General features: G+C 45.5%; 14 protein-coding genes. 12 read left to right on the forward strand and 2 right to left on the reverse strand.

The window, feature by feature from the left end:
- The first annotated feature begins 6 nt into the window (after positions 1 to 6).
- The 3 genes from AC0VYE_RS14270 to AC0VYE_RS14280 all read left to right on the forward strand — a co-directional run bounded on the left by AC0VYE_RS14270 (position 7) and on the right by AC0VYE_RS14280 (position 5,953).
- Entirely contained in the window at positions 7 to 993 is a 987-nt protein-coding gene (locus tag AC0VYE_RS14270; protein WP_475448780.1) for a hypothetical protein, read from the forward strand.
- Between the two features lie 15 nt (positions 994 to 1,008).
- Positions 1,009 to 2,268: a glycoside hydrolase family protein gene (locus AC0VYE_RS14275; protein WP_475448782.1), complete on the forward strand. Its 1,260-nt coding sequence runs from the start codon at positions 1,009 to 1,011 to the stop codon at positions 2,266 to 2,268.
- A gap of 298 nt (positions 2,269 to 2,566) precedes the next feature.
- A complete protein-coding gene (locus tag AC0VYE_RS14280; RefSeq protein ID WP_475448784.1) occupies positions 2,567 to 5,953 on the forward strand; it encodes an NPCBM/NEW2 domain-containing protein in 3,387 nt (1,128 codons plus the stop codon).
- Between the two features lie 69 nt (positions 5,954 to 6,022).
- Here the strand turns inward: AC0VYE_RS14280 and AC0VYE_RS14285 are convergent, their stop codons facing one another.
- The gene (locus tag AC0VYE_RS14285; RefSeq protein ID WP_475448785.1) at positions 6,023 to 6,730 is read right to left on the reverse strand and encodes a TerC family protein; all 708 of its coding nucleotides are present in this window, start codon (positions 6,728 to 6,730) and stop codon (positions 6,023 to 6,025) included.
- Positions 6,731 to 6,869: 139 nt separating this feature from the next.
- Between AC0VYE_RS14285 and AC0VYE_RS14290 the strand changes: the two genes are divergently transcribed.
- The 7 genes from AC0VYE_RS14290 (at position 6,870) to AC0VYE_RS14320 (ending at position 12,215) form a co-directional block, all read left to right on the forward strand.
- The gene (locus AC0VYE_RS14290; RefSeq protein WP_076268134.1) at positions 6,870 to 7,532 is read left to right on the forward strand and encodes a TerC family protein; all 663 of its coding nucleotides are present in this window, start codon (positions 6,870 to 6,872) and stop codon (positions 7,530 to 7,532) included.
- A 168-nt stretch (positions 7,533 to 7,700) separates the two neighbouring features.
- Positions 7,701 to 8,183: a hypothetical protein gene (locus AC0VYE_RS14295; protein ID WP_054027942.1), complete on the forward strand. Its 483-nt coding sequence runs from the start codon at positions 7,701 to 7,703 to the stop codon at positions 8,181 to 8,183.
- 39 nt (positions 8,184 to 8,222) lie between these two features.
- Positions 8,223 to 10,064, forward strand: a complete 1,842-nt coding sequence (gene typA, locus AC0VYE_RS14300; protein ID WP_076268135.1) for a translational GTPase TypA — start codon at positions 8,223 to 8,225, stop codon at positions 10,062 to 10,064.
- A gap of 179 nt (positions 10,065 to 10,243) precedes the next feature.
- A complete protein-coding gene (locus AC0VYE_RS14305; protein ID WP_076268136.1) occupies positions 10,244 to 10,555 on the forward strand; it encodes a YlaH-like family protein in 312 nt (103 codons plus the stop codon).
- A complete protein-coding gene (locus tag AC0VYE_RS14310; RefSeq protein WP_339208701.1) occupies positions 10,552 to 10,824 on the forward strand; it encodes a hypothetical protein in 273 nt (90 codons plus the stop codon). Before AC0VYE_RS14305 ends, AC0VYE_RS14310 begins: the two co-directional genes overlap by 4 nt.
- 17 nt (positions 10,825 to 10,841) lie before the next feature.
- Positions 10,842 to 11,891 (forward strand): LCP family protein, encoded by a 1,050-nt coding sequence (locus AC0VYE_RS14315; protein ID WP_475448788.1) that lies wholly within the window; start codon positions 10,842 to 10,844, stop codon positions 11,889 to 11,891.
- An 81-nt stretch (positions 11,892 to 11,972) separates the two neighbouring features.
- Positions 11,973 to 12,215, forward strand: coding sequence for a hypothetical protein (locus tag AC0VYE_RS14320; protein WP_475448790.1), 243 nt, complete (start codon positions 11,973 to 11,975; stop codon positions 12,213 to 12,215).
- Positions 12,216 to 12,254: 39 nt separating this feature from the next.
- Here the strand turns inward: AC0VYE_RS14320 and AC0VYE_RS14325 are convergent, their stop codons facing one another.
- Positions 12,255 to 12,791 carry a YhcN/YlaJ family sporulation lipoprotein gene (locus AC0VYE_RS14325; RefSeq protein WP_076268140.1) on the reverse strand — a complete coding sequence of 179 codons (537 nt, stop codon included), beginning with the start codon at positions 12,789 to 12,791 and terminating at the stop codon, positions 12,255 to 12,257.
- Positions 12,792 to 12,910: 119 nt separating this feature from the next.
- Here AC0VYE_RS14325 and AC0VYE_RS14330 point away from each other — a divergent pair, with 119 nt between their 5' ends.
- Both AC0VYE_RS14330 and AC0VYE_RS14335 read left to right on the forward strand, forming a co-directional pair.
- Entirely contained in the window at positions 12,911 to 14,242 is a 1,332-nt protein-coding gene (locus AC0VYE_RS14330; RefSeq protein ID WP_076268141.1) for a PhoH family protein, read from the forward strand.
- 122 nt (positions 14,243 to 14,364) lie between these two features.
- Positions 14,365 to 15,654, forward strand: a complete 1,290-nt coding sequence (locus AC0VYE_RS14335; protein WP_475448792.1) for an extracellular solute-binding protein — start codon at positions 14,365 to 14,367, stop codon at positions 15,652 to 15,654.
- The last annotated feature ends 50 nt before the right edge of the window (positions 15,655 to 15,704 follow it).

Here is a 15,704-nt window from a genome sequence, read left to right on the forward strand (position 1 = left end):
AGCCGGATGTTAAATATGGAATTACCGCTGGAATTGGATGACGTACAGCTTACAGGCCATATCACAAGGTACAGCAATGCAGAGCCGCTTGAAGATTGCGATGTTGTATGGAATGGTGGGAAAGGAAGAGCTGCAACTGCAGCTGGTGCGGAATGGCTCGTGAAGCTCGAAACGAAAGGGTTTATTGACCATTCAGCAGGGTTGGAGCTGAATGCTGAGTTCCAATCGGTCGGGTATTCAGAGCAGTCGGCTGTGTCACTAGCGTTTCACTATAGCAAATGGTCGGAGAAAAACTATGTACTTGTACCTGGCGCTGTATATGCCGGCAATCGATTTGGCGTGCGTGAGCTTCCTTACGCCCCATGCTGGAGTAAGCTTAGCGACCAAGGTCCTGGAGTACCAACGCTGATTACGGATGTACCGCGATTATCGATAGACACAGGCAAACATTCAGCCTTTCATTTGCTGACGGGCGACGCAGCTGTGCCTGCTGTTGGCATTGCAGATGAAAGATCGGGCATAGGCTGGTTGTTTATAACTGATCAAGCGACTGCACTTGGGAATACTTCGATGCATGTCGAGGAGAGTGAAGATCGTAGGACTGCTAAGATCTCATTTCAAGCGCCCGGCGTTAGACCTAAGCTGAAATATGAAATGGCTACAACGAAAGTGCCGAGCACAGATAAAGGGTATGATTTCAAGTCGGGAGATAAAGTGACGCTGAAAATTCGAGTATATCGTTTCCCATGCACACGGATTAACGATTTATTTAATTATTTCGCCATTGTAAGGCAGAGTGGTCAGCCTAAGACAACTCTAGCTGCTAGCTTGCCTTTCTCCGCTGCTTGGGAAATGCAAGAACAGAAATACAATGCGATGAATTGGAATGATCAGCTGGGTTATTATGCGGTTGGAACGATCGATATGAAGCATCAGGATTGGCAAATCGGCTGGGTTGGCGGCGGTATGTCAAGCTATGCGCTGCTGCTTTAAGGCAATGAGCTTTCGGTGCAGCGTGCGCTGAGCACGCTTTCGTTTATGTTCAGCAGTCAGACCGAGGCAGGCTTCTTTCATGGCGTATGCTACAAGGGGCAATGGTACGGCGATGAGTTCAACGACGATCCGAATCGGAACGCTCCCGAGCAGTGGCATATTTTACGCAAGAGTGCGGATGCTTTGTATTTTATGATGAAGCATTTCATCGCTTTGAAGCATATTCGTCCTGAATTCGTTATACCTAGGCCGTGGATTGAAGGTGCAAAGCGGCTTGCCGATGCGTTTGTTAGACTGTGGAATAATTATGGCCAATTCGGCCAATGGGTCCATACCGGCACCGGAGATATTCTAGTTGGCGGTTCAGCGGGTGCAGGCATTACCCCAGCTGGACTCGCTCTATGCGGTGCTTATTTTGGAGAGGAAGCTTATATTGAAGCAGCTAAACAATCGGCGGACTATTTCTATAACGAGTTTACCTTAAAGGGGGTTACAACAGGCGGACCAGGCGAAATATTGCAATGTCCGGACAGCGAATCTGCTTTTGCTCTGCTCGAGTCCTATATCGTACTTTTTGAAGAGAGCGGCGACCGCATATGGCTCTCGCGCGCGGAGGAAGCTGCTTTGCAGTGCATGACCTGGTGCGTTTCCTATGACTATCAGTTTCCGGCAGGATCAACCTTTGAGAAGCTTGGTATACGAACGACGGGTTCGGTTATTGCTAATGTTCAGAACAAGCATAGCGCCCCAGGAATATGTACTTTATCCGGCGATTCATTGCTCAAGCTCTACCGTGCTACGGGAAATGAACAGTATATAGAGCTGCTAAGAGAGATTGCCGGAAACTTGCCGCAATACTTATCGCGAGAGGAACGGCCGGTTAAAGGCTGGGATGGATTGAACATGCCGCCTGGTTATATGAGTGAGCGAGTAAATATGAGCGATTGGGAGGGAGCAGCTTGCGTCGGCGAGGTTATTCCTTATTCCTGTTGGTGCGAGGTAGCTTTGATGTTATCCTATACAGAGCTTCCGGGCATTTATGTAAATAAGAAGACTGAACAGGTTATCGTAATCGATCAGGTAGATTGCCGCCTTCAGAGAAGTGTGGATGGCCGTTTAATGCTTACCATAATCAATAATACAAACTGCCCCGCGCGGGTAAAGCTATTCGTTGAGGAAGAGGATGCTAGTTTCAAGCCTTTAGGACAATGCGCTTCCATCTCGTGGCCGCGAATCAAGTTAAATGCAGGCGAAACGATTCAAATGCCGCTGTAAAAATAGAAATAGATCCCATCCCTATAGACAGGGGTGGGATTTTTTCGAAAAGAGCTTTTATGATCTACTCCTCTCATTCCTAGTTAATCCAGTAAACCGTAAATAATATAGTCATCTTTTGCAAGGATTATGTTATTGTACAGTTTTTTTCGTGAAGCAGATTTGACATGATTGAAGTAGAGAGAGGCAGGAGTGATACCTTGCTGTTCAATAGACAAAGGAAGGGAGGATCGTTAATGATATGAGGTCGATGGTAAGGAAGCCGCTTCACATTTGATTAAAGAGAGGATGTAAGAAGATGACCTTAAAATCAATGAAAGCTAAGCTGCTAGGTGTTTCCTTGTCTATTGCGTTGATGCTGCCGTTTGTTCCAGTGCCAGATGCATTTGCTGCAAACCTAAATGTAACCGCTTACGGAGCGAATGGAGCGGATGGCGCAGACGATAAAACGGCGTTCCAGAATGCGATTAACGCCGCAGTCTCTGGTGACACCGTTTATATTCCAGCAGGGACTTATTATTTGAGCGGAACAGTTACCGGAAAATCAGGTGTTCATATTAAGGGTGAAAGCCGAGAAACGACAATAATTAAGTCAACCTCGACAGGGCAAGAACGAATGTTCAGCTTTTATAATCTATCCAATGTACAAATATCTAACCTGACACTCGATGGCAACAGCAATAATACGATTTTGTCAGCGGTTGTTTCAGAGGGCGGCAGCAACAATAAAATGAGTCAATTGCGCGTAAAGGATTTTACAGCCTCTGCGGGATTTGGACCGTTTGCGCTGTATGCAATCGGCTCTCCAAATATTGAGATTAGCGACAATATCATTACAAATATTGGCGTTAACTCCGCATGGGGCGGAGCGGTAAGAGCAGGCTGGGGCTCGAACGGCGCTCAAATTTTGAATAATACGATTCATGATACGGGGCGAGGAGGCATTTTTGCTAATGACGGCTGTCAATACGTAGTCGTACGCGGCAACAATATTACAGGAACGGGCCACCATACGGAGGGATTAGGCATCGAGCTTCACACCGATTGTGATTATTCCTTAATTGAAAACAATCAGGTTGACCACTGGATCAGCGCTGTCCGCTCCAAGTATATCGCAGTCCGCAATAATGTCGTTAAGGCTACAGACGGCTCTGTGGGGAATATGGGCCTTGAGGTGATGGTCGAGCATGGCGTAACGACAGGCAATCTTGTTGATGGAGGCCAGCAGGTCGGAATGCAGCAGTCGCCTGGCACGGGGTATCAATATTGGGGCTACAATACAATTCAAAATATAGTCATGTGGGGAATGCAGCTGCAAGGAGAGGGAACCGGCCAAACGGAGCAATATCAATATTTTTACAAAAATACATTTAAGGACGGTCCGCGGGACAACCCGCAAGCTGCTTATTCGGGTTATGGAGGCAATGCCGTTCGTATCCATGGCAATTCACAGAATCTGACGTTCGACAGCAATCAGATTATCAACAACGGTCGCAAGGGGATCGAGATTACAACCGCATCTGGCGTCGACCGTTTGAGCTTCATCAATAATGTAATTACAGGCAATACAGGTGAATCCATTGATCAGTATCCTGCTAGTGCAGCGAATTTGGAGTGGAGCGGCAACACCGTTAGCGGCAATGGCACGAATACGCAGCTGACAAGCCGCGGATTTTCGAATCCGAAGCCGGTGGCAAACTTTACTTCACCGGCTGCTGTTCAATTAGGCACACCAATTACGTTTACAAACAGCTCAACAGACAACGGCTCCATTTCTGAACATTTATGGGATTTCGGAGAAGGTGTACCAAGCACAACGGTAAGCCCTACCTATACGTATCAGAAAGCAGGTACCTACCGCGTTACACTCGTAGTTTGGGACAATGAAGGAAGAGCGAGCTTGAAGGAGCAAACAGTTATTGTAAATGCCGGACCGCCAGATACACAGGCGCCTAGCGCTCCAACAAACCTTGCGTCGCCTTCTAAGACAGAAGTATCCGTGAACCTCACATGGTCACCATCCACGGATAATGTTGGTGTAAGCGGCTATGAGATTTATCGAGGCGGTACACTCGCAGGAACAACAACTGGCGCTGGAAGTACAGCATTTTCTGCCACAGGTCTTTCACCAAGCACAGCCTATAGCTTCACGGTCAAAGCGAAGGATGCAGCAAACAATTTGTCGGCGGCAAGCAACACGCTGAACGTGACAACGAATGCTCCTGATACGACTGCGCCTACAGTGCCAGCCAATTTGGCTTCTCCGTCTCATACGGATGTCAGCGTCAGCTTGACCTGGTCACCATCAAGTGACAATGTGGCTGTTACAGGATACGAAGTTTACCGCGGCAGCGTATTGGCAGGAACAACTGCTGGTGTCAGTTCGACAAGTTTGACGGTAACAGGGTTGACGCCTAGCACTGCATACAGCTTTACCGTTAAAGCGAAGGACGGAGCGGGCAACCGATCTGCGTCGAGCAATGCGGTCAACGTTACGACTAACGCTCCGGCAGTCAATACGTATATTAGCGACCTGACGTGGGCATCAGCTACAACGGGCTGGGGCAATGTGCAGAAGGATAAAAGCAATGAACAGCGCACGATTACTTTAAATGGCACGACATATGCCAAAGGAATCGGTACTCATGCAATCTCTGAAATTACTTATAACTTAAATGGCGGCTACTATCGGTTCCTATCCGATGTCGGAGTAGATGACGAGGTACAGGCTGTGAACAACGGCACGGTTACTTTTGAGGTATGGACGGATGGGGTTAAGGCTTATGACAGCGGGGTTATGAATGCCAATACAGCGACAAAAAGTATTGATCTTGATGTTACGGGTGTAAATGTGCTCAAGCTTGTTGTCGGTGATGCTGGTGACGGTATAGGCTATGATCACGCAGATTGGGCCAATGCACGACTTGCTTCAGCATCTGGCGGCCAAAATCCAAATCCAGGGGATACCGTATCACCTAGCGCACCAGCTAATTTAGCATCGCCAAGCAAAACTGATACAAGCGTTAATCTAACTTGGAGCGCATCGACAGATAATGTGGGTGTAACAGGCTACAATATCTATAATGGAAGCAATCTGTCAGGTACGACAACAGGATCAAATGCGACTTCATTTACAGTAACAGGTTTAACGGCGAGCACAGCATACAGCTTCACGGTGAAAGCCAAAGATGCTGCAAACAATATTTCCGCCGCAAGCAATACCCTTAATGTTACGACAAATGCAGCACCTGGCGGAGGAACCGGCACAGGAAATGGTTTGCTCGGGCAATATTTTGCTGGCGATTTTGGCAGTCTTGAGCTTGAGCGGGTAGATGCTGTAATTGACTTCGATTGGGGCGGCGATCGACCTACCGTAAATGTGCCGGGAGAGTGGTTCACGGCACGGTGGACCGGCAAAGTTCAGCCTCAATACACCGAATCCTATACCTTTTATACCCATACTGACGATGGGGTTCGCTTATGGGTAAATGGCCAGCAGTTGATTAACCAGTGGCAGTCGATGAACGGTGAGCTCAGCGCGACTATATCATTAACAGCGGGAGTTAAATACGATATTAAGATGGAATATTTAGAAAATGGCGGGAATGCGCATGCCCGGTTGTCTTGGTCAAGCCCATCGCAAGCGAAGCAAATTGTTCCTAATGCACGGTTATTTTTAAACTGAGCAAAATGATTTCTAAAGCATGAGGAAAAGCCGTTGTATCGTTGCTGGATGCAACAACACAACGGCTTTTCAATGTTCTCCCTTAGTGGAATCGCTATTTAATTGTTCTGCCTTTTGTTTTTTGCCTTTATTGGTCAATAATCCAGCTGCGATTGTAAGAATAATGACTACGATAACAAAGGACCAGAAAAGGAGTTGATTCTCGAAAAATGCTTTAAACGATTTTTCATGTGTGATCATCTTCGCAGCGGTGTATGCAAGAACCGCTGACCCTAGATAAACGATCCAATTATAACGATTGATTAGTTTGATGAATATCGTACTGCCCCATACAACGACTGGTACGCTGATGAGAAGCCCAAGAATAACGAGCAAAGTGTTCCCGTGGGCGGCGCCTGCAACTGCGATTACGTTGTCAAGTCCCATTGCCGCATCGGCAATGATGATTGTACGTATCGACTGCCAAAGGGTATTGCCTGATTTGATGCCATCATGTGCATCATCCTGTACGAGAAGCTTGTATGCGATCCATACGAGGAGAAGTCCTCCAACAAGATTAAGCCAAGGAACATTCAAAAGCTGAACAACAAGCAAGGTGGCAATGATTCGTATGCTAATCGCTCCAACAGTTCCCCATATAACGGCTTTCTTTTGCTGTTCCTTAGGCAGGTTTCGTGCTGCCATCCCAATAACAATGGCGTTGTCACCGGCCAAAATAAGGTCGATAAAAACGATGGTCAGCAGGGCGGAGAAAAACTCGACAGAGAATAGGTCCATAAGTCATTTCCACCTTCCATAAAAAGGAATATCTTGAAGTCTACAATAAATACGCTGCGCAGTGAAGAGGGATTCAAAAATTTTTATGGACATATTCCTCACAGCTTGTTCATACAGCTGATTAGAGGGGGTATGTAACTTGGACAGCCTTATTATATTTATCGAAATCGTCTTGATTAATGTATTGCTTAGCGGAGATAACGCCATTGTGATTGCAATGGCTAGCGGCCAACTGCCGCCAGAGCAGCGTAAACGGGCTGTATGGTGGGGTGCAATGGCTGCTGTAGGCTTAAGATGCGTGTTGACCGTCGTTGCGATTAAACTGCTTCAGGTGCCTTTTTTACAAGCCGTAGGAGCTTTGCTATTGTTCTACATAGCGGTTAAGCTGCTTGCAGAGGCAGGCGGCAATCAGGATATGCATACGGTGAAAAAAGCAAAAACGATTGGTCAAGCGATATGGACAATTGTCGTAGCGGATTTCATCATGAGTCTTGATAATGTTCTTGCTATTGCAGCGGTAGCAGATGGAGATATTGTACTTATTTTGCTCGGAATTGCGCTCAGCATACCTATGATTATTTGGGGAAGCCAAATGCTGGGAACGCTCCTTCAGAAATTTCCTGCTCTTTCCTATATTGGGGCAGCTTTACTCGCTTATGCGGCAGGTGGAATGCTAATGCATGACCCTGGCATGAATGATTTGCTGTTTCATGGGTCAAAAACGCTTGCTGAAGCCATTCCTTTGCTGTGTGTTCCGCTTGTCATTGTACTCGCAATTGTCAAAAAAAAGGCTGTTTTATAAGGATTATGACTCGCTCCGTTCACGCAAAATAATGCGGGACGGTTTTTTTTTTGTTAAGACCCTCGCAACGTACTGGTATTTTTGCCTCAGTTCCTATAAACTAATATAGATAAAAACTGTCGTCTTTCGTCAACATATGCGAAAGGCGCTGTAAGGAGCGGAACGCGAATGCCTAATAACAAATATTCCGCTGGAATCATTTTGCTGTTAGCCGGGGTCGTTATTTTGTTGGGCAAGTTAGGTGTATTCAGCTTTCTGGGCGCAATCTTCTGGCCGCTGCTCGTCTTAATTCCCGGCGTGCTTCTGCATGTTCTCTACTTCGGCAGATTAGTTCCGGCGGTCGTGCTCGTCCCAGGCGGAATGCTCGTCGTATATGCCCTGCTGTTTGTCGTTTGCAACCTTTTTGGATGGGATAGTATGAAATATTTGTGGCCGCTGTTTATCTTTGGAGTGGCAGCTGGTCTTTACGAATATTATTTGTTCGGTTCATCCAGACCGCGTGTTGTACTCACGGCATCGATTGCGCTTGCTGCCGCATCGGCTGTGTTTGTCATTCTTGTGCTTTTGTGGAGCTGGGGGATTTATGCGATTGCTGTTGCGTTAATTGCAGCAGGTGTTTGGATGATGCTAAGCAAACGCAAGCGTTGGTAAAAGATTTAAATAAAAAACAATTGGAGTGGATTACAAGTTATGCAAGCAAGAGAGAAATTACGGAATATCGCAATTATTGCCCACGTTGACCATGGTAAAACGACATTGGTTGACAAACTGCTACAACAATCAGGCACGTTCCGCGACCATGAAGCAGTGCAAGAGCGCGCAATGGACTCAAATGACATTGAGCGTGAACGCGGTATTACGATTTTGGCAAAAAACACAGCAATCAATTACAAAGACTACTTGATCAACATTGTTGATACGCCTGGACATGCTGACTTCGGCGGCGAAGTTGAGCGTATCATGAAAATGGTTGACGGCGTTCTTTTGGTTGTTGATGCATTTGAAGGCTGTATGCCGCAAACGAAATTCGTTTTGCGCAAAGCGCTTGAGTCAAACCAAACGCCAATCGTTGTCGTTAACAAAATTGACCGTCCAAATGCAAGACCTCAAGAGGTTGTAGACGAGGTTCTTGACCTGTTTATTGAACTAGGTGCAAATGACGCTCAACTTGAGTTCCCAGTTGTTTATGCATCTGCATTGATGGGTACTTCAAGCCTTGACCCAGAAAAACAAGATGAGAACATGGAAGCACTTTACGAAACAATCGTAAGCAACATCCCGTCCCCAACTGAAGATACAGAACAGCCATTGCAATTCCTTGTAACTTTGCTTGATTACAACGAATACCTTGGCCGTATTGCAATCGGTCGCGTTAACCGCGGCATGATTAAACAAGGACAATCCGTTGCTGTAATGACTCGTGAAGGCGGAGTTAAGCAAGCAAGAATCGAGAAACTGTTTGGTTTCGTTGGTTTGAAACGTGTTGAGATCGAAGAAGCAGGAGCGGGCGATATCGTTGCAATTGCTGGTATTCGTGAAATCAACATCGGAGAAACCATTGCAGATCCACAAAACCCAGAAGCGTTGCCGGTTCTAAAAATCGATGAGCCAACACTTCAAATGACTTTCCTCGTTAATAACAGCCCGTTTGCAGGCCGTGAAGGGAAATGGGTAACTTCCCGTAAACTTCGTGAGCGTCTATTCAAAGAGCTTGAGACAGACGTAGCACTTCGCGTTGACGAAACAGACAGCCCGGATGCTTTTGTCGTTTCAGGTCGCGGTGAGCTTCACCTTGGTATTCTTATCGAGAACATGCGTCGTGAAGGTTTCGAGCTTCAAGTATCCAAACCTGAAGTTATCATTAAGGAAATCGATGGTTCGAAAGTAGAGCCTTACGAGCGTCTTCTTATTGATTTGCCTGAAGAGAGCATGGGCGCAGTAATGGAGAGCCTAGGAACTCGTAAAGCGGAAATGATCAACATGATCAACAACGGCAACGGCCAGGTGCGTCTAGAGTTCAAAATCCCTGCTCGCGGCTTGATTGGCTACCGTACACAATTTTTGACGTTGACACGCGGCTACGGCATTATGAACAACGCTTTTGACAGCTATGGACCTCTAGCTGGCGCTGGTGTAGGCGGCCGTCGTCAAGGCGTTCTTGTTGCAAGTGAAAATGGTGTATCGACATTCTACGGCATGATGGGCGTAGAGGATCGCGGTATTCAGTTCTTGGAGCCAGGTACAGAAATTTATGAAGGTATGATCGTTGGCGAGCACACTCGCGAGAACGACATTATCGTAAACATCTGTAAAGTAAAACAACTGAACAACATTCGTTCAGCAGGTAAAGACGATACCGTAACATTGAAGAGCCCGCGTCTATTCTCACTTGAGCAAGCGCTTGAGTACTTGAATGATGATGAGTTCTGTGAAATTACACCGAAGACGATTCGTCTTCGTAAGAAAATTTTGAACAAAAGCGAGCGCGAACGTGCGGACAAAAACCGTAAAAATGCGCAAGCAAGCGTGTAAGATTAGCTTTCTAAATGAACGTAAGGTTTTGCTCTGCAAAGCCTTACGTTTTCTTTAAAATATAAGTGGGATTATAAGTTGCTTAACTTATAATCCCACTTATATTTCACAGTGTTATGCGTACTGTGCAACTAAAGCACGGCGAAAGCCGTTTACAATGAATGAAGGAGGAATACGATATGCAAGCATGGTTAAGCGATCATAAGCTAGTCTCTTATTTAATCATTCTGGGTTTTACGATATACATATTCAATAAAGTATTTCGTGCACAGCAGAAGCTTCCGTTATTTAAAGAAATTTTAGTGTATGCATTGATTGCCTTCGGCTCTTTCGTTCTAATGATTTTGCAGGTGGACAAGCTGCCAATCATTCAATGTATGGGAGTAGCCGTTCTTATGATGCTTATGCTCCGTGGTCGTCAATTGTACGACAAATGGAAAGGCAACAAACCAAATGACAGTCAATCTCCAAATGCGGAATCCGGCAAATGAAGTTCGAGGACGCACTATTCAACTGGCTTCAAATCAAGCTGGTTGCTGATGCTCGTCCCGATGACAATGCAGCATTTGAGACACTATCGTTTTTTGAGCAAATATTGACGGAGGATCATGGGTTGACGGAATTTGTAATTACGAAGACCGATGATACGATGGTTCATGTGAAATACGAGAAGGATGGCCGTACCAAACTTCAGCTTTATCCTCGTGAGCTGGGTGAACAGCTCTTGACGGATATTGAATCCAATCCCAAATACAACTGAACTTGAAGGTGGATCATATGAGTAAAGGATCAACAGCATTACCACCAAGAACGGGCTCTCGTCCACCAGCAAAACCAAAAAAGCAGAAGCCGCGAAAAAAACGTTCGGCAATGAAAATCTTTTTCACATTGCTATTTTCAATACTTCTGATCGTAGCTGCGGGTTTAACTTATTTGGTCTTGCAAGCGGATAAAGCCATTGATGAAATTTCATCGCCAGTTGATGAAGAGGTTGTTATACCGCCTGGAGAAGCTGTAAATGAGAAGGCAGTTGCCATGCTTCTGATGGGGATCGATGCTCGTGCTCATGGAGGAGGTTTAAATACGGACGTTATGATGGTAGCTGTATTTAACCCGAATTCGAAGAGCGCTACTATCGTTACCATTCCTCGGGATACTAACATTGATATCGAAGGATATCGAGCTCGCAAAGCCAATAGCTTTTATGCTGATTTCTATATGAATGCGCTCAATAAGAAGAAATTAAGCAAAGAAGCAGCTTATGCGGATGCGAAGCAAGAAGTGCGCAACGTCATGAGTAAGCTGTTCGACATCGACATTAAATACTCTGCGGTCATTAACTTTCAAGGTTTCGCTGATGTGGTTGATGCGCTTGGCGGTGTGACAGTGGATGTTGATAAGCGTATGAAATACAAGGACTCCGCTGATGGTACAAATATTGATTTGGAAGCAGGCGTTCAAACGCTAAGCGGTGAGAAAGCATTAGACTTTGTTCGTTACCGGAAATCAAATAATGGGAAAAACATGTCAAGCGACTTTGAGCGCAACGCAAGACAAAGCCAAGTTATTGGAGCACTAACGGACAAGATGAAATCATTTGACGGCGTTACGAAGATCGGGTCCGTCATGCAAGCCGTCGGCAAAAACTTGACGCTGGATATGCCTTCCAAAGAAATTAAAAATATGATGACTACTTATTTGGGTTTAAGCCGCAATGATATTACATTCATCCCTCTTGAAGGAACTTGGAGAAGTCCTTATGTTTATATGGACGAAGAGAAGCTGAAGGAAGCTCGGGCTGCACTCCAAGCAAAAATGGCTGAATAACCGTAGACTATAGCTAATATTATAGCTATAATAAATCTACAGAGGCCATTTTTGAAATCTGTTCAGAAGGAGGTCATGCGAATGACCAATACCGTATCCTTAGTATCCGAGCTACCGATCGAAGTTTTGCATAAGCAATCTATCGTTCTAATGCACAAGATTGATGCGGTTTCTGACGGACTGGCCTTGAACTTTTCTAGTGGGCTGAGTGCGAACGACGACGTCGCAAGCTTGTCCACTACCCTTGCGTGCGAGGAACCGAATACGAATATTGCTGCGAACACCTTTGTTGTACAGGTTCTTGCAGCTGTGAAGAAAGCCTAGTGATAGCTCACTAGGCTTTTTGTGTCTTCAGGGATGCCTTTACAATTTCTTATTCATTTTGTGAGCTTGTTTTTCGAGTTCCTGAGGGATGACATCACGCGGCATTTGCGGAATTACCCTGCCGATAATATCGGCCATCTCCTCGGCAAAGCCTGATATCGGTTTGCCTCGTCTTATATCGGCGCCGATTTCATTGATTCGCTGGGACATATCGATATCCGCAGTCACTAGTGCATCTATACCATACGGATCTTTGCGGAATGCTTCGGCTACGGCATATTTGATTGTACCGACTCTAGAACGTTCCATCTTGGCGTCTACATCGATGCCAACAATTGCAGTATTCCCGAACACGACACAGTGCGCGTTCGTTACTCCGTCAATTCCTTTGGCCAACTGCTCCAGATGTACCGCAACCTGTTCCGAGTTTTTGATTTCTTTTTTTCTTGGCTCGGTTTGCTGCGTATGGACACGGCCATTATTTCGTGGAGAGGGTGATGTTTCATTTCGTGCGACGGTGCTGCAACCTGTCGCTACAATCGCAACAATGATCGCTGAAGCAAGCCATTTGTACATGTTTGACACCTCTTTTTTCTCGATGAAAAGCTGATAGTCACCTGTCCGCCATAGTTTACCCGCAGCAGCGATATGCTATGTATGGCCTCTAATGAATATCCAACACCGGGAGGGTTCTCATGAAAAAAATATTCGTGCTCGATACAAATGTGCTGCTTCATGATCCGCAAGCGATTTTTGCTTTCGATGATAATGAAGTCATAATTCCCGCGGTTGTGTTGGAAGAAATTGATTCAAAGAAGAGGTTGGCTGATGAATTAGGACGAAATGCACGTTCGATCTCGCGTCTGCTCGATAAGATGAGAGAAATAGGCCACTTGCATGAAGGGATTGAACTGCCTAGCGGCGGCTTGCTCAAGGTAGAATTAAATCACCGCAGCTTCATGCGAGTACAAGAAATGTTTGGGGAAATGTCCAACGATAATCGGATTTTGGCGGTTGCGCTGAATTACCATATAGAACAGGAAAATGAGCCGGAGAAACAAAGTATCGTATTAGTTAGCAAGGATGTACTCGTTCGTATCAAAGCTGATGTTCTAGGCTTGCAGGCTCAAGATTATTTATCAGATCGGGTTGTTGTTTCGTCGGAGTTTTATTCTGGCTATATGACGCTTTATGTTCATCCTGCAGTTATCGACGAGTTTTACACTTATCGCTTCCTTACAGTTAACAACATGCACCTCAATATTCGATTAAATCCGAATGAATTTGTGATTTTGCGCGATGAAATGGGAACCTCGAAGTCAGCTCTGCTTAAGGTTAGCCAAGACGGGGCAAGGCTTGAGCCTTTATTTTTAAGCAATGATCCGGTTTGGGGAATAACCGCTCGCAATGCTCAGCAGCGCATGGCGCTTGAGCTGCTTCTAAATGACGACGTGCCGCTCGTGACACTTACCGGCAAGGCTGGTACGGGTAAGACGCTTCTCGCGCTGGCAGCGGGTCTTCTGAAGACGGAGGATGAGCATAAATACAAGAAGCTGCTAATCGCAAGGCCTGTCGTACCTATGGGGAAAGATATCGGATATTTGCCAGGCGAGAAGGAAGAGAAGCTGCGGCCATGGATGCAGCCGATTTATGATAATTTGGAATATTTGTTCGATACGAAGAAATCAGGCGATATTGATAAAATATTGATGGGAATGGGCAGCATTCAGGTCGAGGCTTTAACTTATATTCGCGGCCGATCTATTCCCGGGCAATTCATTATTATTGATGAAGCACAGAACCTTACGAAACATGAGGTGAAAACGATTGTTTCGAGGGTTGGTGAAGGAAGTAAAATCGTTCTTATGGGAGATCCCGAGCAAATAGATCACCCTTATCTGGATTCGATCAGCAATGGTTTGACCCATATTGTAGAGCGCTTCAAAGCAGAAGGCATCAGCGGCCATATGACGCTTGAGAAAGGCGAACGCTCCAAGCTAGCCCAATTGGCAGCGGATTTACTATAACGATCGTGCCCCTCTCTGGAGAGGGGCTTTTTTTATTTGCAAAAATAGAAGGTTTTTTGGACAAAAAAACAAATTATTGTTATCCTATTTTTAGTAGATTTAAGGATGAAAGGAAGAAGGCTGTGACTCCCAGAAAATACGTGCTGGTTTTATTCGGCACATTACTGTTAGCAGCATTATTACTTATCCCATTCTCACGAAATGCAAACCCTGCAAGCACTGGAAAACCTGACGGGAAAACAAATGTTCAACCCGCTCCCGGTACTCTAGTTGTTGATCAGCTGTCTGACATTACTGTAAGCGTTTCCTTGCCGAACATGCAATATCAACAGCTTCAGGAATTAAACCGGAATTTTATGATGAAATACCCTCATATTCAAGTTGAGCTTTCAAATGAGCCGAATAAGGAAAGAGCATACGATCTGTGGACGCTTCAGAGCCAGCAGAGAGAAGCCGCAGATATTATGCTGTTAGATAATGGATGGGTTAGATCATTTGCTGTACGAGGGTTTCTAAAGCCTGCTGACAGCATGATGACAGGTGATACACTCACCGATCAAATGACAGGATTGCTCGATTCGCTCAGATGGAACGGTTATTTATGGGGCGTACCAAAAGACTTAAACCCGTATATCATCGTTTGGAACTCTGCACTGCTTAAGGAGACAGGTCTGAAGGAGCCGCCTTCTGACTTTGCTTCCTTTCAAGCCGCCGCTTCAAAAATGATCGAGCTTCATCCGCATGCGAGTATTGTAAACTGGAGTGCAGGCGATTTGCAGCAGCAGCTAACTTGGTTAGCCGCGTTTCAAACGAAACCAGCCAACTTGTTGAAAATACTTCCGCTGAGTGAGCAGCAGACTCAGCAGCTGGAATGGTTTCAACAAATGGAAGTGAATTTGAGCAGAATCGATGTGGATGCAATCAATCAATTAGCAGAGGAGTTTCAAAATAATAATCTGTTTGCAGCTGTAATTCCGTGGAATCAATACGAGCGTTTCAATGAGGATTTGCGAATGAAGTTAACGATTGATCGTGAGCAAGTCCATTATCCATGGTTGAATGGACGAAGCTACGCGATTTCCTCCAACAGCGAAGAAGAAGAGGAAGCGATGCTTTGGATTGGGGAAATGACCGAATTAATGAATCAACAGATGACCTATGACCGATTTGGCTTTTTACCTGCAAGATCTTCATTATATTCGTTTAACAGCACCCTTCAAAGCGATCAAATTCATATCCCGCCTGCTTGGTGGAAGAATGCGCTGAACACTAAGCTCGCAGATGAAAATCTCCCGATTTCAGATCCCATTTGGCCTGAGAAATGGCGTCAAAGGGAGAAGTTATGGGGAATGTTTTCCGATGGCAATTTTCAATTGGCTGATTATATGAAGTCGCTTGCCGCTTTAGAGTAAAATGAAAACAGCCGGCCTCATTTTGCAATGATGGCCGGCTGTTTTTTTGC

The sequence above is a fragment of the Pristimantibacillus sp. Z349TD_6 genome (assembly GCF_056173205.1).